Genomic DNA, 24,624 nt, shown 5'->3' with positions numbered 1-24,624 from the left:
GCTAAAAACTATATAATATTATATCTATTTTTAGTCTCGCAAATTTATCTCAAAATCACTTCGATTTCCTACTCCCTATTCAATGAACAGCAAAATTAGTTGCTTTACCTTCTCCATGCTTTTTGTGCTTCTTCTGGGCTGGTCTTCTTCCAGGGCTCAGTCACGAGGCTACATTGTGCAGGGTGATACTGTTTATACAGATGGGTATATACAGTTTGATCCGAGAAAGCCCTTCCAGGTTGAGTATCAAAAATCAAAAAAAAGCCTGCTTGAGACATACGCTGCCGGGGCTTTAACAGAATTTGGGTATAGTGACAGCACGAAGTTCGTCGCCCGGAAGGTGACCTACTTTGGAGAGATGCGCCATGTATTCCTGAAAACCATTACAGGAGGTGAGCTTAATTTATACGCGATACGTGGGGAGAACGGGAAACAGTATTACTTTGAGAAGAACGACCTCACCCAGCTTACAAAGGAGAACCTGCAGACTAACCTGAGCCAGCATGCCGCCAACTCAACTTTCTGGCAGCGGCAGCTACCACGTGTCAGGCTGTCTGAACAGTCCCTTCGTTACTATACCCGCAACATCAACAAAGGCCGAAATGCGAGAATGTCCATGTTCAGCTTTGGTGGTATAGCCAGTTTCAACCGCTCCACCATACAGATCAAAACTGAAGCCTTTCCTGAAAACGGATTTGGGGATTACAGCATGACATCAGAAAATGTAGAGGCAGGAGCATTTGTTGAGGCGCCCGTTTGGGACTTTAACAATCTGAGTATTATCAGTCAACTGAGCTATGGCAAAATGGACTTTGCAACAGCACTGATCAGTACTTCTCTGGACCAACACATGAAACTGACCCTTGACTTCCTAAGGTTATCCGTTATACCCCGCTATTACTTCAACGGCAACAAAGTCTCTTTCTATGCTGAGGGTGGAGCGGAACTATTGTATGCGGTAAAGCAGTCTAACAAACTCCTGGAGGCTAAGCACAAAAGCAATTCGACCAGTCTGCATGAATATGAGGATATATTCCGGTTGCAAAAAGCAAACTTTGGCGTAATGGCTGGCGTGGGATTACAGTACTTCTACCTCCCAAAAAACTATGTCAGTCTTGGGCTCAGCACCGGTCATGTATTCGCCGAGAACTATTCCATCAACAACCTTTCTACTACAATCCGATTCAACCTATGAGGCAGCTGAAATTATTGTCTTTTATTTTCCTGCTGGTGCTGCATGGTTGCGCCAAAGAAAAGGACTTTCCAGAGGCACAGCGTTATCCTATTTTGAGAACACTTGAGGTTACACCTGATAGTACCGGGCATCCGTGAAGGGTGAAATCGTTAGCCTCGGTAGTGAACCAGTGACCGAGTATGGGTTTGAGTACACCGCTATAAACAATGACAAGAGTATTATAAAGAAGGTAGTAGGCATTTCTGCTGTCACCGGTGAGTTTGAGGCCAGGTTGACGCATGGTCTCGTGAAGGGGTATAATTACAGGATACAGGCCTATGCCAGGCATGGCCAGAACACCACGTATGGAACGGCCTTAGCATTCAAAAGCCTGAATACCGCTGCACCAGTTATCCATAGCTTCAGCCCAAAAGCAGCTGAAGACAATAGTACTGTTACTATCTATGGTCAAAACTTTAGCAACAACAGAAGCTTAGTAAAAGTGAGCATCGGGGAAATACAGGCATATGTCGTCTCCGCGCACCCCGACAGTATTACGATAATAACACCTAGAGTGACTTATTCGGGGACTTTCCCAATAACCGTGACTGCACATGGTGAGCAAACGACAGCTGAAGAGGAGTTTGAGATTATAGGCCCACAGATTACCCATATCTCGCCTGACAAGGGAATGCCCGGTGACGAGTTGAGTATTTATGGCAAAAACTTAAGCTACTCCGGTTGGGGACCATATGTGAATATTGGAGGGAAATCAGCAACCATAGTCTCAGTAACAGACACAGAGATCAAGGTGAAAGTACCAGTAATCACACCGGATCTGTATGACAAAGCACTGACTGTATCTGTCAACCGGGGAAGCAAGACGGCAGCTTTACCTTATTCTTATACCTTAGTGTCAGGTTTCATGGCTGCTTCAGTCAAGCCCACTTCTGTTCCAGCCAACACAGCGCACATACCTTCCTTCATTTCGGGCGGAAAAGCCTACTTCTTTTCTTACGATCGCATGATAAGTTACGAAGTGGAAACCGGTATCTGGCGAAATGAAGGCGCTTTTCCCGGACAGGCTCGCAATGGCTCTGCGCTGCATAAGGTTGGGGACAAGGTATACCTTATCGGGGGAAACTATCAGTATTATACCATTTTTATGTCGGTTTGGGAGTACGATATCAGCAGCAAAAGCTGGTTGCAAAAGAAAGGTCTGACCTTCGGCGTTTCCGACGCCAGCAGCTTTACACACGATGGCTATATCTACTTCTTCGGAGGCCGCAACACTAGCAGCAACACAACACTCTGGCGCTATGATCCGGCAACAGAAGAGGTAGAGGCGCTCAACCCTTTCCGGAACAACTACAACGGCTCCGGCTTTGTGATCAACGGGAAAGCCTACACAGTAGTGGGTAATGCCACTTGGCTATACAATACACAACAAGATAGTTGGTCGCAGGTAGCGGTTATGCCTGAGGAAAGTACCTTAAACGGTCCTTTCAGAGTTTTCACCCACCAGGGAACCGGCTTTGCAATCAGCGCGAAGGGCGACAGAGCCTTGCTGCGTTTTAGTGAGGAACAGAAAAAGTGGGAAAAAGTAGCCGTCTACCCTGGTTGCGTGAGTAGCGAGCAATACTCCGGCTTCTCCTACGGCGACAAGTTATATTTAGGGTCATTTGGTAGCTGCTCCGCCACTTTATATTACTACCAGAATAGGTAGATTATACCCCTGTGATTGATATTACTTCTATTTTAAACCATTAAGCATGAATTACAAAAACAAAATTACCAGCCTTTGCATCCTGTTAGTTGCGCTGCTGCTATCCCCTACCCTAAGCGAGGCCCAAAAAGTTAAATCAAAACCGGCCAAAGCAACTACTGCTCAGGCACAGCCTGTTACCTCCGCCAAATCACTGCTCTGGGAGATCAGCGGCAATGGATTGAAGCAGCCATCATACCTGTACGGCACGTACCACCTGCTCAACTCCAGCTACCTGAACACGGTACCGGAGGTAATGGAGCGCTTTATGGAAAGTCGCGGTGTTGTGGTGGAAACAGAGGTGGATTCCGCTAAGATGATGCAACTGGGAGCCAAAATGGTGATGCCGGACAACAAGCTTTCGAATCTGTTGAGCAAAGAGGATTACGCCCTGGTTAACCAGGAAATAAAGGAGCAGTTTGGATTTGAGCTGAGCATGGCCGACCAAATGAAGCCGATGACACTGCTGCTGATGCTTTCCCTGAAAGACTACCAGCGTATGGAAGTTCTGAAAGAATACACCGGCCAGCCACTCGACATGTACTTTGCCAGCTACAATAGAAGAAGCAAAAAGAAAGTGAGCACGCTCGAAACCATGGAGCAGCAGTTTGACATTCTTTACAATCACCACCCACTGGACAAGCAGGCAGAACAACTCGTGGCATATGTAAAAAACAAAGAAACAGCCATGAAGATGTCTGACAAACTCGTGCAGCTATACTTTGACAAAGACCTGGCAGGTATGTGGGCGCTTTCACATGAATACAACGAACTGACCGGCGGTGGCGACATGGCCTACATAGCAGACGACCGCAACAAAGATTGGATGACCAAGCTCCCTGCTATCATGAAAGAGCAGTCTACTTTTATAGCAGTTGGTGCCATGCACCTGCCTGGCGAAAATGGCCTGCTGCAGTTGCTGCAAAGAGCCGGCTATACCGTGAAACCACTGCAGTAAACCAAACCTCCAGGTATAGCTATACCTGAAAACGGCATCGCCCGCACAAGTTTAAACCTGTGCGGGCGATGCCGTTATTGATACCTGCCTAGTTGTATACCTAAGCTGCTTTATACCTTAAAATGCTGTCGCTCGATGGCACTGAAATCGATATCGCGCATGCACTTGAAATGGCCCTTAGGGCACTTGCTATACCCAATTTTAGAGCAGGGCCGGCAAGGCAGCCCGTTTACTTCCAGCACCTTATACCTGGTTCGGAAAGGGTACATGCCAAACTCAGGTATGGTATTGCCCCATACGCTGATGATATCCTTTTGAAAGGCCGCCGCAATGTGCATCAGCCCTGTGTCGTGGCTCACCACCTGCTGTGCCTGCCGCACTAGCGAGGCCGAACCAGCCAGGCTATACCTGCCACAGGCGTTGTAGATGGTTGTTGGTTGTTGATTGCTTGTTGATGATTGATCAAAATGAGCAGCGATCTCCTCTCCTACCACTGCATCTTCTTTGCCACCTAGCAGGATGATTGGCTGTTTTAGCTCCGCACACAGCTCGATGATGCGCTCCGTGGGCAGTCGTTTGGTATAGTGCTGTGCCCCGATGGCAAAGGCCGTATACCCTAGCCGGAAAGCTTCCGGAAGCGTGTTGATGTCTACTTCGGCATCAGCAGGTATGAAGTAGTCCAGTCCTTTGCCGTCGTCCTGTATACCTAGCGGCGCAGCAGCGGCCAGGTAGCGGTCTACGATGTGCACGTCGGGCAGGCGGTTCACTTTCAGATTTACCATCAGCCACTTCGCGTAGTTGAGTTTATCGAAGCTTTTGGATGGTTTGCCAAGTCTGGTTTTAATGATGCGCGTGCGCAGGTTGTTGTGCAGGTCCACCACAAAGTCGAAGTTCTCGGCCTGGAGTTGCTGCACCAGTTCGCCCAGGCTGCCGCTCAGCGTATGTACTTTGTCGATATAGGGATTAGCTCCAGTATACCTCTAAAAGCCTGCTTGGTGCAGTAATGTACCTCTGCCCCCGGCACCTGCTGCTTAATGCAGCGCACCACCGGGGTTGTCAGCACAATGTCGCCGATAGAGGAAAAACGGAGAATGAGTATTTTCGGCATTCGCTACTTTATCTTCTCCTTCCGCGCCTTAAAATAAGCTCCCACTTCCTCCGCTGACTTCGCATTGAAGGTCATTTCTTTCGTCAGTCCGCCTTTGCGACCTACCAGCACACCGTAGCGCATATCGTCATAGCCGCTGGTGTGGTGGGCATCCGGGTTAATGCTCAGCATCACGCCCTTCTCCAGCGCATAAGCTACCCAACGCCAGTCGATGTCAAGGCGCCAGGGGTTGGAGTTAATTTCGATGATCACATTGTTGGCAGCACAGGCATCGATTACCATTTTGTGATTGATCGGGTAACCTTCGCGGCGCAGCAGCAGGCGACCGGTCGGGTGGCCGAGCATGGTAGTATAAGGATTTTCGATGGCGGTGATCAGGCGGGTTGTTGCCTTCTGCTCGTCCATGTTGAGGTTGCTGTGGATGCTGGCCACGATGAAATCAAAAGATTTCAGAATGTCTTCTTCGTAGTCCAGGGAACCGTCGCCCAGTATGTCCGACTCTATACCTTTGAATATCTTGAAAGGAGCCAGTTTTTGGTTTAGTTCGTCTATTTCCTTCTGCTGACGCAGCACATCGCCTTCGCGCAAGCCACCGGCGTAGGCAGCTGTCTTACTATGGTCAGAAATGCCGAGGTACTGGTAGCCCATGTCGCGGCAGTAGGTCGCCATTTGCTCCAGGGTATGGGCACCGTCGGAGTAGGTGCTGTGGTTGTGCAGGATGCCTTTCAGGTCACCCAGTTCCAGCAGCTTCGGCAGCTTGTTTTCCATAGCCAGCTGCAGCTCGTTGGTGCCTTCCCGCAGCTCCGGCACGATGTAGGCCATACCTGCCGAGGAGTAGATATCCTCTTCAGAACTGTGGCTGCTTTCGCGGGCAACAGTCAGCATATTTTTGTTAGCTGCAAATACTTGCGTCAGGTGCTCCTGGGAAGCAGAGCGTATGAAGCGTTCGTTCTGGAAGTTCGCCGGGCTGGCGAAGCGGATTTCGGTGGCCAGCCCACTTACGCTGTGCTTGCCGCGCCATACCATAGGGCCAGAGTTTAGCTCGTCCTGCTGCAGCTCGTCCAGTTTGTTCAGAGCAACTTCTGCTTCTGTCGGCTTATCAGTGCCGATAACGAGCTCTAGCTTTTCTATAATCTCCAGGCAACGGCGTACATCACCGACCAGCGCTACTTCAGCATCCGGCAAGGCTTGCTGCACCTGCTCCAGCAAAGCCTGGGCAGTTGGCTCGGCCTCTGCAAAAAGCAGTTTGCCCCGGTTCTGCTGTGTAAAGAGCAGCGCCTGTTTGATATTTTCCTGGGTCTTGGCGCCAAAGCCTTTGAGCTTGCTTACTTTGTCCTGCTCGCAGGCGTCGAGCAGTTCCTCCACGGTTTCCGCACCCAGCTCTTTCCAAAGGTTTCGGACCTTTTTCGGACCGATGCCCTTGATGCGCAGCATCTCTACCACACCCGGTGGTGTTACAGACAGCAACTGGTCCAGTTCGGTGAAAGAACCGGTTTCTTTTATCTCGATCACGCGGGCGGCAATGCTCTTGCCCACCCCTGTTATACCTTCCAGTTCGGCCTGACTTTTAGTTTCAAGCGGATCTTCTACCAGTTCCAGCGCAGCGGCACCGTTCACGTACGAGCGTACCTTAAACGGATTCTCATCGTGCAGCTCCATGAGCTCGGAAGCCAGCTTAAACAGCTTTATGATTTTCTTATTTTCCAAGGCAGTGTTGTGTATAAGTACAAAGATAGAAAAAGCCGCCATACCTTTGCCACCACTTCCCGGCGGCCTTTTATATAATGGGGCTTCTATATAAAGCAGGAAATCCCTATCTTAGCTATATATTTAGCTTTTTCTAAAAGAAGCATACAAACAAGAAATATGAAATACGCTTCGCTGTTATGCGTTTTGTGCCTCATGCTGCTGGCCAACACCTGCCGTAAAAAGGCAGAGGCCGAACTCCTGGGCCAAACCTGGCTACACTCTTATGAAGAGGATGAGGATGAGGTGCTTGTGTACCGCCCCAACACCTATGATTTTCCGCCCTCAAGAGGTCGTACCGGCTTTGCATTGGAGCCCGAAGGCGTGGCCAAACAGTATGTAATTGCCCCTGCTGATGGACTGGAAGAACATATCGGCATCTGGGAATACAAAGACAAGAATACCATCCTGGTACACATCCAAGGCAATGGCCACCCGGAGCAGCGCTATACCATGGAAGTGGTGTCGCTGAAGGACAGTGTGCTGAAAGTGAGAATAACACCTGATGTGCAGGACTAGCATTCTAAAGACGGAGCATCATGGAAAAGCCCATAGAGAAACTCTCCTTTAAAGCACGCCTGATCACCTATGCGGTGCTGCTACTCGTAGCGGCTGCGATGGCTTACTCGGATAATTTTGCAGGGTACTCAAAAGGTCTGGCAAATTTTTCCAGAGGCTTTGCAGGAGGGCTTTTATTAGCCGTCGTGTTAGGAGAAGCCGCTCTATACCTGCGAAGACGCAGCCATCATAAAAACCAAGCTTAATTTTCAACAATGAGATATACCTTCGCCAACCTGTCCCGCAAAACAAGACTGATGATCATGCTGTCCCTGCTGATCGCTACATCTTTCATTGTCTTCACTGATTACATGCCCAGTTTTTTTGCCGGCTTTACAGGAGGCTTGCTGATCGGCCTACTATTTGGTGAACTGGTATTTACCTGAAGCGCATCGGCCGGCTGTAGCCACACGCTACTTAAATAGATTTTTATATTTCGATTACCTATACCTTACACATGCAATACTGGTTAGTAAAATCAGAACCTGAGGCCTATTCCTGGGCCAGATTTGTACAAGAAGGCCGTGCCTGCTGGGATGGCGTTCGTAATTACCAGGCCCGCAACAACCTGCAGCAAATGCAGCCCGGCGACCTGGTGCTGTTTTACCACAGTGTGTCTGAGAAAGCGATCGTGGGCATGGCCAAAGTGGACAAACCCGCTTACCCTGACCCAACCGCCGACGATCCGAAGTGGATGGCCGTGGATCTGGTGCCCGTGCGTGACTTCAAGGATCCCGTAACACTGGACCAGATCAAGAAAGACCCGCGCCTTGAGAACATTGCCCTGCTGCGCCAGTCGCGCCTGTCGGTGATGCCGCTCAAGGCCGAGGAGTTTGACGTGCTGCTCGCCCTGGGCAACTGACCCGGGCGGCTTGCCGCACGCAGGCACAACGTTACTTTACAAAAAAGAGTACAAAGCATTTAACTGCCTTATACCTTCTGCCAGCCGGCAGCCCGAGATTGTAACATGCTATACCTGCGCCCTTTGCTGTTCTGCTTTGCTGTGCTGGCACCTGCCCTGCTATGGGCCCAGGAGCCTAGCCAGCCTGTGCGCCTGGAGCTACCCTACGAGCTCGAAAACAGCCACGTAGAGGTGCTGGCCTTGCCAGACAGCAGCCTGCTGGTCTACAGCCGCAAATCCGACACCTGGGCAAAGGAACCTGACTTTACGCTGGAAAAATACGACGAGCAGCTGGAACGGGTATGGGCAAGCAAGCTCGACCTGAAGCCTGAGTTTGAGTTTATACGCCACTATACCGAGGCTCCCTATACCTATCTCGTCTTTCAGGCAGCCAAACCTACACTCTATACCTTTGTGCGGCTCCACCTGGGCAGTGGCGCTCTGACCAAGAGCGAGGTCGTGCTCGAAAAGGCAGAGTATATCTATGAACTCAATGTACTGCGCGGCAATCATTTCCTGATCACCGGCAACAGCTACGACACAAAGCCAAGCCTGCTATTCCTGGACCCTGAGAAACCACAGCCCGTAATGCTGCCCGCACTCTACGGCGACGAGTCCTCTTTCTCAGACCTGCACACCGACACGTGCACGGGCGTGTAGATGTGGTGCTGGCCGAAACCAACCGACGGATATCGCGCCTGCAGGTGAAAAGCTTTGACTCCGACGGCAAGCTGCAGCAGAACTACTTTATCCTGCAGCCTCAGGACAAGAGTTTGCTCAACGCTGAAATCACTCCCGGCGACACACTCTCCCGTATGCTCATCGGCACGTATGGGGTACGTGATCTTCGCTTTGTACAGGGCTTTTTCACGGCACCTGTCATCTCCAAAATCGTGGAAGGTGAGTTTTACTCGCTGCTGGATCTTCAGAACTTTTTTAAGTACATGAAGCCCCGTCGTGAAGAGCGCACCCGCAAACGTGAGTTTGCCCGCATTGCTGCCGGCAAGGAGCCAACACAGCGCTTCCGAATGCTTCTGCACGATTTGATCCAGACACCTAACGGATACGTACTGGCCGCTGAGGTTTACTTCCCACAGTACCGTAGCAGCAGTGGCTATTTTGATAGTCGGGTGAGGGGACTGGAGCGGGTTGCACAGGCTTACAAGCGCACGCACGCCATTGCCCTGGGCTTTGATCGGGATGGCGTCCTGCTGTGGGACAACACCTTCCCGCTCCGTGATGTACTAACCCCTGATCTGACCCATGCCGTGGAGGTTGCCGGGCTGCCGGATGGACGCGTCGTGATGGCCTACCCTGATCGCGGCAAGGTCATCTACCGCCAGATGGAGCAGAACAAGTTCACGGATAAGGAAACTTCTGTGGAGCTCCTGCCCTACGAAAAAGAAGAAAAAATCCTCACCACAGATATGCCGGGATTGATCCGCTGGTATGGCTCTCATTTTGCCGCCTTCGGTTTCCAGCGCATACGTGTGCCCAACGGCCCCAACCGCACGGTCTTCTACATCAACAAGATCAGTTTCTGACAATTTAGCCATTTAGCTATCTAACAATTTAACAATTCAACCGAACATCCTATATTTGCAACCAAGACCCCCAGGCCATGCAGAAAAGACTCATCGTAAACCACCAGTTGCTCGAGATTATGGTGATGCGCCTTTGCCACCAGCTCATCGAGAACCATGGTGACTTTTCTGATTCCGTTATCATCGGTTTACAGCCCCGCGGACGCCAGGTAGCGCAACGCATTCAAAGTACGCTGAAGGCTATACTTGGTACCACTGTTCCAACCGGCTACCTCGACACTACTTTCCACCGCGACGATTTCAGAAGAAGAGAAACGCCCCTGGCCGCCAACGCCACGCACATTGACTTCCTGATTGAAGGCAAAAAGGTGATCCTGGTAGATGACGTACTCTATACCGGTCGCTCCGTGAGAGCCGCCATGGATGCCATGATTTCATTCGGTCGCCCAGCCAATGTGGAGCTGCTGGTGCTGATCGATCGCCTTTACAGTCGCCACCTGCCCATTGAGCCAACTTATGTGGGCCGACGCGTCAACTCCCTGCAATCGCAGCGGGTACTGGTAGAGTGGCAAGGGTCCGACACACAAGAAGACAATATCTGGTTAGTGACCAAAAACGAAGAATAAAGCACCCATGCAAGAGCTCAGCGTCCGGCATCTACTCGGCATCAAAGACATCACAGCAGAAGACATTCAACTCATTTTCGAGACCGCTGACAATTTTAAAGATGTTTTGAACCGGCCCATCAAGAAAGTGCCCTCGCTGCGTGATATTACCATCGCCAACGTATTTTTCGAGAATTCTACCCGCACCCGTCTCTCTTTTGAGCTAGCCGAGAAAAGGCTTTCTGCCGATGTGATCAACTTCTCTTCCAGCAGTAGTTCTGTTAAGAAAGGTGAAACCCTGCTCGACACAGTGAACAACATCCTGGCCATGAAGGTGGACATGATCGTAATGCGTCACTCCAGCCCGGGTGCACCGCACTTCCTGAGCCGCCATATAGACGCAAACATCGTAAACGCTGGCGACGGCACCCACGAGCACCCTACACAGGCCCTACTCGATTCCTTTTCTATCCGTGAAAAGCTGGGTGATGTAGCAGGCAAAAAAGTGGTGATCATTGGAGACATATTGCACTCACGTGTGGCTCTCTCCAACATCTTTGCCCTGCAAAAGCTCGGTGCTGAAGTTATGGTTTGCGGCCCTGTAACACTGCTGCCCAAGTATATCAAAGAGCTTGGCGTAAAAGTGGAGTTTGATGTCCGCAAAGCCCTTGACTGGTGCGATGTAGCTAACGTATTGCGCATTCAGCTGGAGCGCCAGCAAATGAAGTACTTCCCATCCCTGCGCGAGTATACGCTTTACTATGGCATCGACAAGAAGATGCTCGACAGCCTCGACAAGCAGATCGTGCTCATGCATCCCGGCCCGATCAACCGCGGTGTAGAGCTAAGCTCCGATGCCGCCGATTCGCATCACTCCATCATCCTGAACCAGGTAGAAAACGGTGTTGCCATCCGTATGGCGGTACTATACCTACTGGCTTCCAGGAAGTAAGATAGCTCGCTTCATTTATAATCACAGTTCATGAAATAAAGTGGCATTGCTGTTATGAAAACAGTGCGGCTCTGCGTCCACAAAATGCTGTTTACCCTGGGATAAGGCATCAATAAAGAATCAATAAAGAACCAATAAGTAGCCACCAAACACAAAAAGGCCCCGCAGATTGCTCTGCGGGGCCTTTTTCGTTTAACCTTAACGGCTAATTATGTTACTCCAGATTCAGTTGCATATCCGGCGTGTTCATCTCGAAACCGACACGTCGGTTCTGAGCACGGGCTGCTGCAGTTCTGGCTTTAGAAAGTCTTGTATTAACTTTCACGATTGGCTGAGTCTCACCATAACCTCTTATTACCAAACGGTCTGGGTTCTGTACACCGCGCTGGATCAGGTAGTCCTTCACAGCTTGTGCTCTTTGCTCAGACAGTGCCTGGTTGTACTCTTCTGAACCAATGTGGTCAGCGTGACCTTTGATCAACAGTACGTGGTCAGGGTATTTCTCAAGTGCTACTACGATGCTGTCAAGCAGCTGACGGTAGCCGTCCTGTACGCGAGCCTGGTCAAACTCGAAGCGAACTTTCTCTTCGATCAGTTTCTTAGTACGCTCGTCCAGCTCAGGGCAACCTTTCGTTTCGGCAGTACCTGGAGAGTTAGGGCAAAGGTCTTCGTTATCCGGAACACCGTCACCGTCAGAGTCAACCGGGCAACCATCGGCACCTACCTGAACACCACGTGGAGTGTCTGGGCACTTGTCATCTTTATCCGGAACACCGTCACCGTCGCTGTCTGGCAACCTTGTGTGGCAGCAGTACCTGGCTCATCTGGGCACTGGTCATCTTTGTCAGCTACACCATCACCGTCACGGTCAGGGCAACCACCCAGGTTAGCTACACCAGCTTCAGTAGGGCACTCATCCTGGTAATCCGGAACACCGTCGCCGTCCGTGTCGATAGGGCAACCATCTTTGTCAACTTGTACGCCAGTCGGAGTATCCGGGCACTTGTCTCTTCTGTCAGGCACACCGTCACCGTCAGTATCCTTAGCTTTGCCCAGGTTGATGCCAAGGCCGATGTTGTGCTGCAGGAATCGGTCGTTGATGTTCGACTCGATATTGTCGTAGCGGTCGTTGCTAGTGAAGTGAGCTCTTGTTTCCAGGAACAGGCTGATGTTTTCAGAGAATCTGAAACGAAGACCGGCGCCACCAAAGGCAGCTCCTGCAATGAAGTTGTCTTCATAGGCACCAGTTGGCGAAGTACCTTCTGGTCTTACGAAGTGAGCACCACCACCAACTGACAGGTATGGACCGATAAAGGCATCCTCTTTCAGGATGTTGCCATACATTTTCAGTCTAAGGCCGAGCATCGCCATACCGATTTTGGTATCCATGGTGGATCCGAATCTGCTGAATTCGGTATTACCGTAGCTCAGGTGCAAACCGGCATCAAAAGAAGGGCTTAGGTATTGGTTCAGCGATACGCCGCCTCCCCAGCCCATTTTGTCTTTCCACCAGTTGTTTCCTAAATCACCTTTATATTGGAGCGCACTTCCATAAATCTGGAGGTTTGTCCGTTGGTCAGCATTTTGCGCAAGTACCTCTGTATTGGCAGACAGCAGGAATACAAGTGCAAAAGCAGTTGTTAATAGTTTCGTTAGAGTTTTTCGCATAATTTTAAAAAGTATATTTTGATATGACAATACGTACATATTTTCAGGTAAGTTTTTTATATTTCTATAAAAAAACAGACGGAACGTATATTTCGATACGTCAGGCGGGTAGTCGTTGCATTGATGTAGTTTATATCCATAAGCAAAAGCATTTTGTTAAAGTATAAAAAAATGGCCTTAGCAGCTTAAATTCTAAATCTACTCCGGTGCACTGTTTGCACTGCTTTTTCTGTCAGTTACAATTGCGCACCTCTATATTTTCAACCCTCTTTACGAGCTGTAGGTTGTATGCTCAACATTAATTAATGCAAAGCATCTGTTTTTAACGTAAATACAATAAAAAAGGCTGCGAGTAGTTATATGTAAACCCTTACTACGTACGCTATTAGCGTTTTTGCATCAGCCTTTCAATGTCATCAGCCTCCAGCGGAATGTTTTTCATAAGGTCCACTGGCCCGCTACGGGTGATCAGGATATCATTCTCCAACCTTACCCCTATTCCTTCTTCTCTTATGTAGATCCCTGGTTCGCAGGTGAACACCATTCCTTCCTCGAAAGGCCGGTATTTGCTTCCCACATCATGCACGTCAAGTCCTAAATAATGGGAAGTGCCGTGCATGAAATATTTCTTGTATAGCGGATTAGACGGATCCTGGTTACGCACATCGCTCTCGTTAAGCAAACCAAGCCCGATCAGTTCATTCTCCATGACGGTACCCACAAAGGCATGGTACTGATCAAGTGAGTTGCCGGGCACCAGCATCTGTATAGCGGCTTTCATCACACGCAACACGGCATCGTATACTTCACGTTGGCGCTTGCTGAACTTGCCATTCACAGGCACAGTGCGTGTCATGTCAGCAGCGTAGTTCGCGTACTCCGCACCAAAGTCCATCAGCAGAAGGTCGCCGTCTTTGCACTCGCGGCTGTTGTCGGTGTAATGCAGGATGCAGGCATTCTCGCCCGATGCGATGATCGGGCTGTAAGCCGGACCGCGTGAACGGTTGCGCAGGAATTCATGGTATATCTCCGCCTCCACTTCAAACTCCATCACCCCGGGCTTGATAAACTGCAGCAGTCTACGGAAGCCTAGTTCTGTGATATCGCATGCTTTGCGGAGAAGGGCTACTTCTGTTTCAGATTTGATCGCACGCAGTTGGTGCATGATAGGCGCGCTGCGTTCGTAGCGGTGCAACGGGTATACCTGCTGGCACCACTTAACAAAGCGGGCGTCGCGCGTCTCCACCTCCACCACGGCACGCAGGTGCTCGTTGGTGTTCAGGTATACGTGCTCGGCTTCGGCCATCAGGCTGTTGAATACCTGTTTAAAATCCTTCAGCCACAGAACAGTGGCTATACCTGAGGTGTCGCGGGCCTGCTCTTTTGTAAGCTTATATCCCTCCCAAACCATGATGTGCTCGTTCGACTCGCGTACAAACAGCACTTCTTTCATGCGCTCGTCACGGGAGTCCGGAAAAAGCAAAAGGATGCTTTCCTCCTGGTCTACTCCCGAAAGATAGAAGAGGTCGCTGTTTTGGCGGAACGCCATGGTGCCATCCGCATTGGTCGGCATCACATCATTAGCATGAAAAACAGCAAGAGAAGAAGGCTTGAGCTGCCGCACAAAATTGCGTCTGTTATGGCAGAACAGCTCCTTGTCGATGGGCTGGTATTTCATAGTTTTGTAGGTATAGTAGCTTGGCACTGTGGTTCGTCAGGTTTATAGGCCCGACTGAACTTGCACTGCAAATGTAGCACTTTTATCGCAAGTCCAAACACCTTTATAGAAAAAACCTAATATAACAGGTGCTGTAGGTTCAGGCCCAATGCTTCGCCTATCGCATTGTAATCACTGTTCCAACACCCTTAAGCCGTGCATGATGCGAGCACTTCCAGCAACTGCCCGGTGCGGATATCTTTTGCACATTTAAAATGTCCTTCCGGACAGGATTTATACCCATGCAAACCACAGGGGCGACAGTAAAGTGGCTCCTCCCTCTCCACCACAGCTGAGAAGCTTGCCAGTGGCCCGAAGCCGAAGCTTGGCACCGTAGAGCAGAAGATGGCACAGGTAGGCGCATCCAGCGCAGAAGCCAGGTGCATCGGCCCGGAGTCGTTTACGTAGTTGAGCACAGCGTCGCGCATAAGGGCCGCTGACTGCAGCAGATTGAGCTGCCCACAGAGGTTTTCTACCTGCTGGTTTTTGGTCTTGCTTATGATCTCGTCGCAATGTGCTTTATCGGCTGGCGCCCCGAGCAGGTATACCTTATACCTGTCGCCTAGCTGATCGAGTAGCTCCACCCACTGCTCTGGCGGGTACTGCTTTGTAAACCACACCGAGGTTGGTGCCATGCAGATAAAGGGCTCTTGCTTCAATGGCTGCACCCTGGCAAAATCTTCAGGAGAAGGATATAGCCTGGGCTTGGCCGGCTGTTCGTCGGTAAGGCTGGCGATGAGCAGGTGGTTTCGCTCCACCTCGTGCGTACCGGAGTTCACGTCATGGGTATAGCGACGCGTAAAAAAGCGTGAGAAAGGATTTTTGTCGAAGCCAACAGTTTCCCGCGCACCGGAGAGGGCGGTGAGTATACCTGTGGCACCGAAGCGCTGCAGGTTCACCACTAGGTCGTAACGCTCCTGCCGGACCTGCTTCAGCAATTGCAGCAGGCTCTTATACTTGCCTTCCTGCTTGTTCCAGACCAGTACCTGCCGCAGCAGTGGATGCCCTTTCAGCAGCGATTCGTTGCCTTTGCGAAGCAGAAAATCGAGCTGCGCATCCGGGTAGTGGGCATGCATTTTTTCTACCAGGCCGGTTGCCAGCACCACATCGCCCAGAAAGGCAGTCTGTATGATCAGAATTTTTTTCATCAGGTATAAGCTGCTGCAAAGCTACGGCAATGCGGCTAGACTTGAAAGTCAGAATGCTGCAGGTATAGACGGGCACTTCCTTTCACGGAAAAGAACAAAAATATTTTTCTTCTTAGCCGCAGGAGCGTTAGTTTAGCAGTTCTTTTAGCCACGCTTACCCGTATGAAAGCACTGTTACATTCTGCTAAACTTCTCGCATTCACCCTCCTTTTCCTGACCACAGGCTGTGTGTCAACTTACATGCCCAATGTTCCTAATGTGCCCATGTTTACCGAGAAGGGTGAACTGAGTGCTGCTGGCCACATTACACCGAAGGGCAATATTACTTTCAACACGGCTTACGCTGTTACCGACAACATCGGGGTGATGCTGAACGGCTCTATGCTGAACCAGGAACGTAAGAAGCGGGACTTCCGTCACAACCTGGTCGAGGCAGGAGCCGGCTATTTTACTACTTTCGGGCCGAATCAGAATCGTGTACTGGAGGTATACGGCGGCTTTGGCGGTGGCAGCAGCGACCGCACCGAAAAGGAAGAAAAAGAAGGCGTGATGACCTATACCCGTCGCGAAGCCGGCTTCAGCAAATATTTCACGCAGGTTAACTTCACTTCTAAGAAGAAAAAATCGCTGCGAATCCTCGGCAACGAATACCCTCTCAACTACGGCACTGCCCTGCGCGTGAGCTATGTCAACATGAACAAACACCTGCTCAACGGGGTGGAGCAGCCTAACGAGGACAACATTTTCCTGGAGCCCATTTTCTATACCCGCATGGTGCTCAGCCCTTCAGTACAATTGCAGTATACAAGTGGCAGCAACTTCGGATTGCGCAACCGCAAGGCGCTTACGGCAGGCTATTCCGTGTTTTCACTGGGCTTTGTGATCAACGTCGGTGGGCGCAACCTCGACCGCTAACATTCAAGAAGCAGGCGGCCTATTTTGGTAATTTTGCGTATCTTTGCAGGCTAATTGCGAACTGAATGCTTGATTATCATATTCATACATTGCCGAACGGTATTCGTATCGTTCACAAACAAGTACTACACACCAAAATTGCGCACAGCGGCTTTATCCTGGACATAGGTAGCCGCGACGAGCAACCTGAACAGCTGGGTCTGGCCCATTTTTGGGAGCACATGGCTTTTAAGGGAACCGCCAAGCGCAAGTCATTCCACATCCTGAACAGACTGGAGTCGGTAGGCGGCGAACTGAACGCCTACACGACCAAAGAAAAGCTCTGCTTCTACAGTTCTGTACTCGATAAACATTTCGAGAAGTCTTTCGAACTACTCACTGATATCACGTTCCACTCTGTTTTCCCCGAGAAGGAAATAGAAAAAGAACGCGGTGTGATACTCGAGGAGATGGCCATGTACCTGGACACTCCGGAAGAGGCCATCGTGGACGAGTTTGACAATGTGGTGTTCGACGGCCATCCGCTTGGCAACAACATACTGGGCACAAAAGAGAGCGTATCGGGCTTTAAGAAAGACGACTTCCAACGTTTTATCAAAGACAACCTGAGCACTGAGGCGCTCGTGTTTTGCTCCGTGAGCAACCTGCCGTTTGAGAAAGTGGTAAAACTGGCCGAGAAGTACCTGGCTGACATTCCGCACATCAGCAGGCCACGCCAACGCATTGTCTTCGAACAGTATATCCCTAAGACGGTAACATTCGAGAAACCGATCTCCCAGGCACACTGCGTGATCGGATCTCCGGCTTACGCACTCAACGACGAGCGCGTATCCCTTTCTTTATGCTGGTTAACCTGCTGGGTGGCCCGGGCATGAACTCTCGCCTCAACCTGGCCGTCCGCGAAAAGCACGGCCTGGTGTATACCATCGACGCCAACTACGCCACCTACATTGACACAGGTCTGCTGTCTATCTACTTTGGCACGGAGAAGAAGCAGCTAAAACGCACCACTTCCCTTGTGCTGAAGGAGCTTAAGAAACTGCGCGAAAAACAGCTGGCTCGCTGCAACTGCACACCGCCAAAGAACAATTGATGGGACAGTTGGCGATGGCCGAAGAAAGCAACATGGGCCTGATGATGATGATGGGCAAGAGCATACTGGACCAGGGCCACATCGACACCCTGAACGAAATCTTCGACCAGATCAAAAACACTACAGCCAAAGACCTGATCGACATCGCCAACGACGTCCTGCGTGAGGAGAAGCTGAGCTTTTTGAATTATGTGCCTAATTAATTGCTGATTGTTAATTATTGATTGTTGTGCATATCTCGTACAGCAATACAGGAAGTTAACTTTCAACAATTATCGAGACTGTTCCTTAAAAGCCTCTGAAAGGTATAAGGAAAGGTCTTTTCTGGTCGGCAAGTAACAATCAATAATCAAAATGGAATTTCTAGACGAAGAACTACAGCAGTATGCTGAGGAGCATACTTCACCAGAGTCGGAACTGCTGCGCAAGATAAACCGCCAGACGCACCTGAACGTAATGAAGCCACGCATGCTGTCGGGTCATATGCAAGGTCGCCTGCTCTCCATGTTCTCTCACATGATCCGCCCAAAGCAGATCCTGGAAGTGGGCACCTACACTGGCTACTCTGCCATGTGCCTGGCTGAAGGACTGCAGGAAGACGGCACACTGCACACCATTGACATCAATGAAGAGCTCGAAGACATGGTGCGTGGCTACATCAAAGAGGCAGGTTTGAGCGAGAGCGTGAAATACTACATTGGCAATGCGCTGGAGATCATCCCGACCATAGACGCCACCTTTGACCTGGTATTTATCGACGCCGACAAGTATAATTATGCCACCTATTATGACCTGGTGATTGACCGGGTAAGATCGGGTGGTTACATCATAGCCGATAATGTGCTCTGGAGTGGCAAGGTGCTGGCTAAGCATCGCAAAAAACTAGACGAGGACACGGCGGCCCTCCTGGACTTCAATAAAAAAGTGCAGGATGACCCGCGGGTAGAGAACATTCTGCTGCCAGTGCGGGACGGGTTGATGGTTGCCCGAAAGAAGTAAAAGTAACAGAGAAGGTGGCAGCAGAGCCACCTTTTTTATTTAGATCAGGTACAGCTCACTCTCTTTAGGCATAGCAAAGCAGGTATAATCTTCCCCTGCCTGCTCCTATGCGGTATTCATCTGTCAGTTCCCGGCTGTGCAGGCTCCCAACTTATCCACAGCGAAAAATTTCTCCTAAATTACTTCGTTCTAAGCTTTAGAATGAGCGACAAATTGCGTTAATTTTGCAAGCGTATCTCTATATAGAGAACATACTATACCTTAATGAGTTATCAACATCTGTTTCAACATATACTGTAGCCTTTTTGTGGATAGCTTCGCTTATTTTACTCCTTTACCTTTATGAAGAGACCATTACCAATATTACTGCTCCTGCTTCTGCACTGTTTGCTATGGCACAAACTGTCACCGTGCCTCACAACCTTTATTTCGGTGACATTCACCTGCGCATCTCGCCCAAAGCACAGGAGGAGATCCAGAAAAAAGTTGATGCCCTGCACCGCAGCCCAAAGTACTTCCAGATGAAGGTGGAGCTGGCTGATGCCTACTTCCCACTGATCGAGCGTACTTTCCAGGAAGAAGGCGTTCCAGATGATTTCAAATACCTCGCCCTGCAGGAAAGCGGCTTGCGCGGCGATGCCGTTTCTACATCCAATGCAGTAGGTTACTGGCAGTTCAAGAAAGAAGCTGCTTTGGACTTTAACCTGCGCATGGACCACATCGTGGATGAGCGTCGGCATATTGTAGAGGCCAGTCGTGGTGCTGCACGTTATTTCAAGCGCAGCAACAACTACTACAACAACTGGTTCAACACGCTGCTCTCCTACTACCATGGTTACTCTGGCGCCAAAGCTTATACCAAAGAGTCGGATAAGGGGAGCAAGAAAATGGACATAACCGAAAAATCAGACCCATACCTGCTGACTTTCCTGGCACACAAGGTAGCCTATGACAGCTTTATCGGAAAGAGCGCTCCGCCAGTGGTTTCATTGCGTGAACTGCGTGCCACTCCCGGACAGAGTCTGGCCGACATTGCACTGGCGCATGAAACTGATCCTTCTGAGCTGGAGAAGTATAACAAATGGCTATTGGGCGGCACTATACCTGCCGACAAAGACTATTATGTGATGCTCCCTGTTCGCCATACGACCGAGCCAGGTATAGTGGCGTCAACTGAGCCGGTTCGCACAGCACCTGCCCGCCAGACGGCTGCCGCACCGGCAGCAGGCAGCATTATCAAGCGAAACAACCTGAAAGCCATCATAGCCGGCAAAGGCGACACCAAAGACAAACTGGCTCTGAAGGCCGGAATTACAACCCGCAAGCTACTCCGATTCAACGACATGCGTGACTTCGACAAGTTCGAGGAAGGCGAAGCTTACTACATTGAGGCCAAACGATTGAATGCAGACAAAGAGTACCATGTCGTACAGCACGGGGAAACCATGCAGGAAATCGCCCAGCTCTACGGCATCCGCATGGATTACCTGCAGTTTAAAAATCGTATGAAGCGTGCTGAGGTGCCGGTACCGGGCCGTGTGCTCTGGCTGCAGAAGCGCCGTCCGGCCAAAGTAGCCATTGAAGTGCGTGAGTTGAAGTCTGTACCTGCCACTAGCAATCCGGTGATGGCTGCAGCTGAAAATACGCCTCAAACCACCACCGCTTCTGCCAGACAAACAAAAGCAGAACCTGCATCAAAAGAACCCGCTGGAAAGCAAGATGATTTCCTGACCCGCTTCAAAAGAAGCTGGAACAAACTGAAAGGCCAGGCAACGGAGCCTGAGCAACAGGAAACACAAACGGCTGCTGCAACAAAAGAGGCAGAAGAAACAACTGCTGCTATACCTGCAAGAACAGATGCTGTACCTGCTAAGGAAGCAAATCAAGGTATAGCCAAGGAAGAAGCGACTGTAGAAGTGGCAACTACCACCAAGCCTGAGTCGGTGCCTGTGCCTGTTATGAAGGCGCCTGAGCAGGAGGTAAAAGCTGCAGAACCTAAATCTGAGAAGGCGACAACACCTGCTGCTGAAAAATCAAAAACTGCCGCGCTTTACCCTGGCAAGAAGGCCCAGGAAAGCGGTGAACAGAAAACAGTAGTTCAGGAAGCACAGTCGGAAGAGACAGAAGAGGAAAATGCGGAATGGGCAGCGGGTCTGAGCGAAGATGTGTTTGTTGGCTTCTCTGGAAATGAGGAGATAGAAACAGAAGAGGAAGCAGTAAAAACGGTTGAAGCTGCCAACACAGCACGTGAAACTCAAAAACCTACGCCTGCTAAAGCTGAGCCGGTTAAAACAGCAGCTGCCAAGCCGGAGCCAGTTAAAAATACACAGGCCAGTACAACAGTGAAAGAAAAGGCGACTCCAGCAAACAAGCCTACCCGCCATGTCGTGAAGCAAGGTGAGTCCTTGTGGGCCATATCAAGGCTGTACGCTGTGACTGTAACCGATATCACGACCTGGAACAACCTGGGTGACGCTCCAATCAAGATCGGTCAGGAACTCATCATCGCAGAGCCCCTCACAGTACCTGAGGAATCTGCCTCTAATGCTGCGGCGAAGGCAGAAGCGCCAACTGCTGAAGAAAAAACTGAGATCCATACGGTAGCATCCGGTGAGTCGCTTTATGTGCTTTCCCGCAAGTATAATGTGACGGTAAACGAGCTGAAGACGTGGAATAACCTTTCCAGCTCAGCACTCTCTATCGGGCAGCAATTGCGCGTTACAGCTCCAGCCGACGCAGCAGGGTCGAATGAAGACCTGGAAGAAGCTCCCGCGGAAACTTTTTCAGGCGCCAGTACCCAACACACGGTGGTATCCGGCGAGAGCCTTTACCAGATCTCCCGCAAGTATGGCGTCACCATCAAGGACATCATGGAGTGGAACGGCAAATCAGACTTCAACGTGAAGCCAGGCGACAAGCTGACCATCAAAAAGAAGTAGCATTCTAAAAAAGTATCAAACCACAAGAGCCAGCTGTTGCAGCTGGCTCTTGTGGTTATAAGGTATAGCTATGCCTAGCGCTTTCCCGGAGGAGCCGTCAGCTTGGAAGCTGCACGAAGTCCTGAGGCAATTTCCGGTACGATGCCTAGGCGCTCGTAGATGGGCTGCACCATCAAGCGCAGGCGCTTCAGGTTCCAGGCGAAGGGGATGACACTCACAGCACACAGCAAACCGCAGCCCAGCAACGTATAGGCCACCCCTACCTGCTCTGCCACAGCCCCGGCCAGCATACTTCCCAATGGGGCCATTCCCATAAAGGCCGTGGCGTAAAGGCTCATCACACGCCCCCGTTTGTCATCATCCACCAGTGTTTGCAGCAGGGTGTTGCAGGAGGCCATGGTCACGATCATACCAAAACCTGTAAACAGCATCAGCACCAGCGATAGCCAGAGTATCGTAGAGAAAGAAAAAGCCATCAGTGCCGTACCGAACAAGGACATGGTGAACACGATCACCTTGCCCAGCCCGATGACAGACTTGCGTTGCGCCAGGAACAGCGCACCTGACAAAGCTCCTAAACCGGATGCGCCCATCCAGGTACCCCAGCGTGTTGGCACCACCCTGTAATATATCCCGGGCAAACACCGGCAGCATCACACTGAAAGGCATCCCGAACAGGCTGATCAAACCCACAATCAGGATAAGCGTGCGGATGGGTGGAAATCCGAAAGCGTAGGAAAAGCCGTTTCGCAGCGAGTTCCATACATTGTCCTGTCGCACTTCTTTTACAAAAGGCTCCAGTCGCAATGATAGCAACGACGCCAGCACGGCAATGTAACTTACCGCATTGATCAGGATACAAACCCCCTCTCCCACCCAGGCAATCAGCAAACCTGCGATCGACGGGCCAACCAGACGAGCCATGTTGAACATAGAAGAATTGAGGGCGATGGCGTTGCTGATGTCTTCACGTTTCCCCACCAACTGCACCACAAAAGCCTGCCGGGTAGCCACATCAAAGGCATTGATCGTACCGAGCACGACCATCAGCGTCAGCACGTGCCATACCTGCACCGTACCAGTGAGCACGAGTATAGCCAGAGTACCCGCCTGCAGCATCGACAGAAACTGGGTGACCAGCAATACATGGTGGCGGTTGAATTTGTCAGCCAGCACACCGGCAAAAGGCCCAAGCAAAAAAGAAGGAATCTGGTTCGCAAAAGTCACAGCTCCTAAGAGGAACACGGAGTCGGTGAGGCGGTATACCAGCCAACTGATGGCAATCTGCTGCATCCAGGTACCGATTAGGGAAATGCCCTGCCCCATAAAGAACAGCCGGTAATTGCGTGATCGCAATGCCCGGAACATCCCTCCTAGCTTTCCTGAATCTACCGCTTCCGCCATACCTTTTTACGCATTTACCTGTTTGTGCATTAAACTAACTTACGGCTAGCCCCGTCCCCAAAGTTTAACTTATTCTGATAATGACTGATTAAGCAATCATATAAATTTGTCACTCCCTTCAGCTATTTATTTATAAGCCACTGTAAACCCAATGCCGTCAGCAGGTTTTATTTATATTTTGTAACTTTAAGCTTCATCAAATCACCCGAGTACATGAATGACCTTTTAGATAGAGTCTATTTTCACAATACTGTCCAAGAATACCTGATTGCCTTTGCCATCATCCTGCTGGGCTCGCTGCTCATCACCATTTTCAGACGCTCCGTTCTGATCCGCATCCGAAAGTGGACCGAGAACACCAATAATCACTTCGACGACTATGCGGTGCAGAGTTTTGCCCGCTTTGGCGTTCCGATCGTGCACTTTATTGTCATATACCTTGGCATCACCTCCCTTAACCTGACCCCGAGAGTTGCCGGTATTTTCCAGATTGCCATTACAGTAGCCATTACGTTCATGGTCATCCGGTTTATCACGACCACGCTGGTGATGTTGGTCCGATCCTACTTCAAGAGAAAGCACCATGACCGCAGCAACGCCAACGAGATCGGGGCCATTAGCCTGATCATCAACATGGTGATCTGGTTTATCGGCATTGGTTTCCTGTTTGATAACATGGGCTATGACCTGACGGCCATCATCGCCGGTTTAGGTATAGGCGGTATCGCCGTGGCATTAGCAGCGCAGAACATCCTGGGTGACCTCTTCAACTACTTCGTCATCTTTCTGGACCGTCCCTTTGAAGTGGGTGATTTTGTTGCGCTCGGCGACAAGAGCGGCACCATTGAACATATCGGCGTAAAGACCACACGCATCAAAAGTCTGACCGGAGAACAGCTGATCATCGCCAACTCCGACCTGACCAGCTCCCGCATTCACAACTACAAGCGCATGGAACGTCGCCGCATCCAGTTCGGTATTGGCGTAACCTACGAAACACCTGCCGATAAGGTGGAGGCTATACCTGAGATCATTAAAGAGATCATCACGTCGCAGGAACTGGCTGAGTTTGACCGGGCGCACTTTTCCTCCTACGGCGACTCCTCCCTCGATTTTGTGATCGTGTACCACGTGCTTTCTTCCGATTTCAATAAGTACATGGATACGCAGCAGGCCATCAACATGCAGCTGTTCCGGGAATTTGAGAAGCGTGGCATTGAGTTCGCCTATCCTACTCAGAAACTGTATGTCGTGAACAAGAAACAAATGGCGGAAAACGAAGCGCAGCGGATGTTCTAAGCTAACATTTTGACATCCAGACAAAGTCAAAATAAAGGAGTGCGGCGGGACTATTTCCGCCGCACTTTTGTTTTAGCCACAGGCTGTTTTTGGTTTGGGCAGCCGACCAATTTTCCGTAATTTTAACATCC

The 24,624-nt window shown here is 50.4% G+C and carries 21 protein-coding genes and 3 pseudogenes; 16 read left to right on the top strand and 8 right to left on the bottom strand.

What is annotated here, in order from left to right:
• The first annotated feature begins 82 nt into the window (after positions 1-82).
• The 3 genes from O71_RS10245 (at position 83) to O71_RS10235 (ending at position 3,897) form a co-directional block, all read left to right on the top strand.
• The gene (locus O71_RS10245; RefSeq protein ID WP_155800780.1) at positions 83-1,195 is read left to right on the top strand and encodes an outer membrane beta-barrel protein; all 1,113 of its coding nucleotides are present in this window, start codon (positions 83-85) and stop codon (positions 1,193-1,195) included.
• A 133-nt stretch (positions 1,196-1,328) separates the two neighbouring features.
• A complete protein-coding gene (locus tag O71_RS10240; RefSeq protein ID WP_007656244.1) occupies positions 1,329-2,900 on the top strand; it encodes an IPT/TIG domain-containing protein in 1,572 nt (523 codons plus the stop codon).
• Between the two features lie 46 nt (positions 2,901-2,946).
• Positions 2,947-3,897: a TraB/GumN family protein gene (locus O71_RS10235; RefSeq protein WP_007656242.1), complete on the top strand. Its 951-nt coding sequence runs from the start codon at positions 2,947-2,949 to the stop codon at positions 3,895-3,897.
• Between the two features lie 110 nt (positions 3,898-4,007).
• Here the strand turns inward: O71_RS10235 and O71_RS10230 are convergent.
• Positions 4,008-5,005 (bottom strand): annotated as a pseudogene (locus O71_RS10230) (glycosyltransferase family 9 protein).
• Positions 5,006-5,008: 3 nt separating this feature from the next.
• Positions 5,009-6,754: a DNA polymerase/3'-5' exonuclease PolX gene (gene polX, locus O71_RS10225; RefSeq protein WP_007656240.1), complete on the bottom strand. Its 1,746-nt coding sequence runs from the start codon at positions 6,752-6,754 to the stop codon at positions 5,009-5,011.
• A 153-nt stretch (positions 6,755-6,907) separates the two neighbouring features.
• Here polX and O71_RS10220 point away from each other — a divergent pair, with 153 nt between their 5' ends.
• The 8 genes from O71_RS10220 to O71_RS10190 all read left to right on the top strand — a co-directional run bounded on the left by O71_RS10220 (position 6,908) and on the right by O71_RS10190 (position 11,311).
• Positions 6,908-7,270, top strand: a complete 363-nt coding sequence (locus O71_RS10220) for a hypothetical protein (protein WP_007656238.1) — start codon at positions 6,908-6,910, stop codon at positions 7,268-7,270.
• A 20-nt stretch (positions 7,271-7,290) separates the two neighbouring features.
• Entirely contained in the window at positions 7,291-7,515 is a 225-nt protein-coding gene (locus O71_RS10215; protein WP_007656236.1) for a hypothetical protein, read from the top strand.
• Positions 7,516-7,524: 9 nt separating this feature from the next.
• On the top strand, positions 7,525-7,695 hold the full coding sequence (locus O71_RS23850) for a hypothetical protein (RefSeq protein WP_155800777.1): 171 nt from the start codon (positions 7,525-7,527) through the stop codon (positions 7,693-7,695).
• Between the two features lie 71 nt (positions 7,696-7,766).
• Positions 7,767-8,171: an EVE domain-containing protein gene (locus O71_RS10210; RefSeq protein ID WP_007656233.1), complete on the top strand. Its 405-nt coding sequence runs from the start codon at positions 7,767-7,769 to the stop codon at positions 8,169-8,171.
• Between the two features lie 105 nt (positions 8,172-8,276).
• Entirely contained in the window at positions 8,277-8,870 is a 594-nt protein-coding gene (locus O71_RS10205; protein ID WP_007656231.1) for a hypothetical protein, read from the top strand.
• Positions 8,855-9,754 carry a hypothetical protein gene (locus O71_RS10200; protein ID WP_007656229.1) on the top strand — a complete coding sequence of 300 codons (900 nt, stop codon included), beginning with the start codon at positions 8,855-8,857 and terminating at the stop codon, positions 9,752-9,754. The genes O71_RS10205 and O71_RS10200 overlap by 16 nt, the downstream gene beginning before the upstream one ends.
• Positions 9,755-9,831: 77 nt before the next feature.
• Positions 9,832-10,380 carry a bifunctional pyr operon transcriptional regulator/uracil phosphoribosyltransferase PyrR gene (gene pyrR / locus O71_RS10195; protein ID WP_007656227.1) on the top strand — a complete coding sequence of 183 codons (549 nt, stop codon included), beginning with the start codon at positions 9,832-9,834 and terminating at the stop codon, positions 10,378-10,380.
• A gap of 7 nt (positions 10,381-10,387) precedes the next feature.
• Positions 10,388-11,311, top strand: coding sequence for an aspartate carbamoyltransferase catalytic subunit (locus O71_RS10190; protein ID WP_007656225.1), 924 nt, complete (start codon positions 10,388-10,390; stop codon positions 11,309-11,311).
• Positions 11,312-11,525: 214 nt separating this feature from the next.
• Here O71_RS10190 and O71_RS10185 read toward each other — a convergent pair whose 3' ends face one another.
• The 4 genes from O71_RS10185 to O71_RS10170 form a co-directional block, all read right to left on the bottom strand.
• On the bottom strand, positions 11,526-12,107 hold the full coding sequence (locus O71_RS10185; RefSeq protein ID WP_051017737.1) for an OmpA family protein: 582 nt from the start codon (positions 12,105-12,107) through the stop codon (positions 11,526-11,528).
• Complete coding sequence (locus tag O71_RS25590; protein WP_040574115.1) at positions 12,032-12,979, bottom strand: thrombospondin type 3 repeat-containing protein; 948 nt, start codon at positions 12,977-12,979, stop codon at positions 12,032-12,034. The genes O71_RS10185 and O71_RS25590 overlap by 76 nt, the downstream gene beginning before the upstream one ends.
• A 385-nt stretch (positions 12,980-13,364) precedes the next feature.
• A complete protein-coding gene (locus O71_RS10175; protein WP_007656219.1) occupies positions 13,365-14,657 on the bottom strand; it encodes an aminopeptidase P N-terminal domain-containing protein in 1,293 nt (430 codons plus the stop codon).
• Positions 14,658-14,845: 188 nt separating this feature from the next.
• Positions 14,846-15,844, bottom strand: coding sequence for a glycosyltransferase family 9 protein (locus O71_RS10170; protein ID WP_007656217.1), 999 nt, complete (start codon positions 15,842-15,844; stop codon positions 14,846-14,848).
• Between the two features lie 162 nt (positions 15,845-16,006).
• On the opposite strand from O71_RS10170, the gene O71_RS10165 reads away from it, so the two are divergent.
• From O71_RS10165 to O71_RS10150, 4 genes and pseudogenes are all read left to right on the top strand, one after another.
• On the top strand, positions 16,007-16,759 hold the full coding sequence (locus tag O71_RS10165; RefSeq protein WP_007656215.1) for a hypothetical protein: 753 nt from the start codon (positions 16,007-16,009) through the stop codon (positions 16,757-16,759).
• A gap of 65 nt (positions 16,760-16,824) precedes the next feature.
• Positions 16,825-18,055: pseudogene (locus O71_RS10160) on the top strand (M16 family metallopeptidase).
• A gap of 151 nt (positions 18,056-18,206) precedes the next feature.
• Entirely contained in the window at positions 18,207-18,851 is a 645-nt protein-coding gene (locus O71_RS10155; protein ID WP_007656213.1) for an O-methyltransferase, read from the top strand.
• A 392-nt stretch (positions 18,852-19,243) separates the two neighbouring features.
• Entirely contained in the window at positions 19,244-21,790 is a 2,547-nt protein-coding gene (locus O71_RS10150; RefSeq protein ID WP_155800774.1) for a LysM peptidoglycan-binding domain-containing protein, read from the top strand.
• Between the two features lie 74 nt (positions 21,791-21,864).
• Here the strand turns inward: O71_RS10150 and O71_RS26495 are convergent, their stop codons facing one another.
• Together O71_RS26495 and O71_RS26490 are read right to left on the bottom strand one after the other, a co-directional pair.
• Positions 21,865-22,383, bottom strand: coding sequence for an MFS transporter (locus O71_RS26495; protein WP_255345382.1), 519 nt, complete (start codon positions 22,381-22,383; stop codon positions 21,865-21,867).
• A gap of 79 nt (positions 22,384-22,462) precedes the next feature.
• A pseudogene (locus tag O71_RS26490) lies at positions 22,463-23,116 on the bottom strand (MFS transporter); the annotation flags it as partial.
• 291 nt (positions 23,117-23,407) lie between these two features.
• Between O71_RS26490 and O71_RS10140 the strand changes: the two are divergent.
• Positions 23,408-24,493 carry a mechanosensitive ion channel family protein gene (locus O71_RS10140; protein ID WP_007656209.1) on the top strand — a complete coding sequence of 362 codons (1,086 nt, stop codon included), beginning with the start codon at positions 23,408-23,410 and terminating at the stop codon, positions 24,491-24,493.
• Positions 24,494-24,624: the final 131 nt, after the last annotated feature.

It is taken from the genome of Pontibacter sp. BAB1700, from assembly GCF_000277005.1.
GTDB lineage: Bacteria > Bacteroidota > Bacteroidia > Cytophagales > Hymenobacteraceae > Pontibacter > Pontibacter lucknowensis.
This window is presented reverse-complemented; position numbering and strand designations above follow the sequence as displayed.

Excerpts from the sequence above, each read along its gene's own strand:
- O71_RS10155 (WP_007656213.1), top strand. The coding sequence starts at position 18,207 with ATGGAATTTCTAGACGAAGAACTACAGCAGTATGCTGAGGAGCATACT.
- O71_RS10205 (WP_007656231.1), top strand. The coding sequence starts at position 8,277 with ATGCTATACCTGCGCCCTTTGCTGTTCTGCTTTGCTGTGCTGGCACCT.
- O71_RS26495 (WP_255345382.1), bottom strand. The coding sequence starts at position 22,383 with ATGGGCGCATCCGGTTTAGGAGCTTTGTCAGGTGCGCTGTTCCTGGCG.
- O71_RS25590 (WP_040574115.1), bottom strand. The coding sequence starts at position 12,979 with ATGCGAAAAACTCTAACGAAACTATTAACAACTGCTTTTGCACTTGTA.
- O71_RS10165 (WP_007656215.1), top strand. The coding sequence starts at position 16,007 with ATGAAAGCACTGTTACATTCTGCTAAACTTCTCGCATTCACCCTCCTT.
- O71_RS10220 (WP_007656238.1), top strand. The coding sequence starts at position 6,908 with ATGCTGCTGGCCAACACCTGCCGTAAAAAGGCAGAGGCCGAACTCCTG.
- O71_RS10140 (WP_007656209.1), top strand. The coding sequence starts at position 23,408 with ATGAATGACCTTTTAGATAGAGTCTATTTTCACAATACTGTCCAAGAA.
- O71_RS10245 (WP_155800780.1), top strand. The coding sequence starts at position 83 with ATGAACAGCAAAATTAGTTGCTTTACCTTCTCCATGCTTTTTGTGCTT.
- O71_RS10170 (WP_007656217.1), bottom strand. The coding sequence starts at position 15,844 with ATGAAAAAAATTCTGATCATACAGACTGCCTTTCTGGGCGATGTGGTG.
- O71_RS10235 (WP_007656242.1), top strand. The coding sequence starts at position 2,947 with ATGAATTACAAAAACAAAATTACCAGCCTTTGCATCCTGTTAGTTGCG.
- O71_RS10210 (WP_007656233.1), top strand. The coding sequence starts at position 7,767 with ATGCAATACTGGTTAGTAAAATCAGAACCTGAGGCCTATTCCTGGGCC.
- polX (WP_007656240.1), bottom strand. The coding sequence starts at position 6,754 with ATGGCGGCTTTTTCTATCTTTGTACTTATACACAACACTGCCTTGGAA.
- O71_RS23850 (WP_155800777.1), top strand. The coding sequence starts at position 7,525 with ATGAGATATACCTTCGCCAACCTGTCCCGCAAAACAAGACTGATGATC.
- pyrR (WP_007656227.1), top strand. The coding sequence starts at position 9,832 with ATGCAGAAAAGACTCATCGTAAACCACCAGTTGCTCGAGATTATGGTG.
- O71_RS10215 (WP_007656236.1), top strand. The coding sequence starts at position 7,291 with ATGGAAAAGCCCATAGAGAAACTCTCCTTTAAAGCACGCCTGATCACC.
- O71_RS10175 (WP_007656219.1), bottom strand. The coding sequence starts at position 14,657 with ATGAAATACCAGCCCATCGACAAGGAGCTGTTCTGCCATAACAGACGC.
- O71_RS10190 (WP_007656225.1), top strand. The coding sequence starts at position 10,388 with ATGCAAGAGCTCAGCGTCCGGCATCTACTCGGCATCAAAGACATCACA.
- O71_RS10150 (WP_155800774.1), top strand. The coding sequence starts at position 19,244 with ATGGCACAAACTGTCACCGTGCCTCACAACCTTTATTTCGGTGACATT.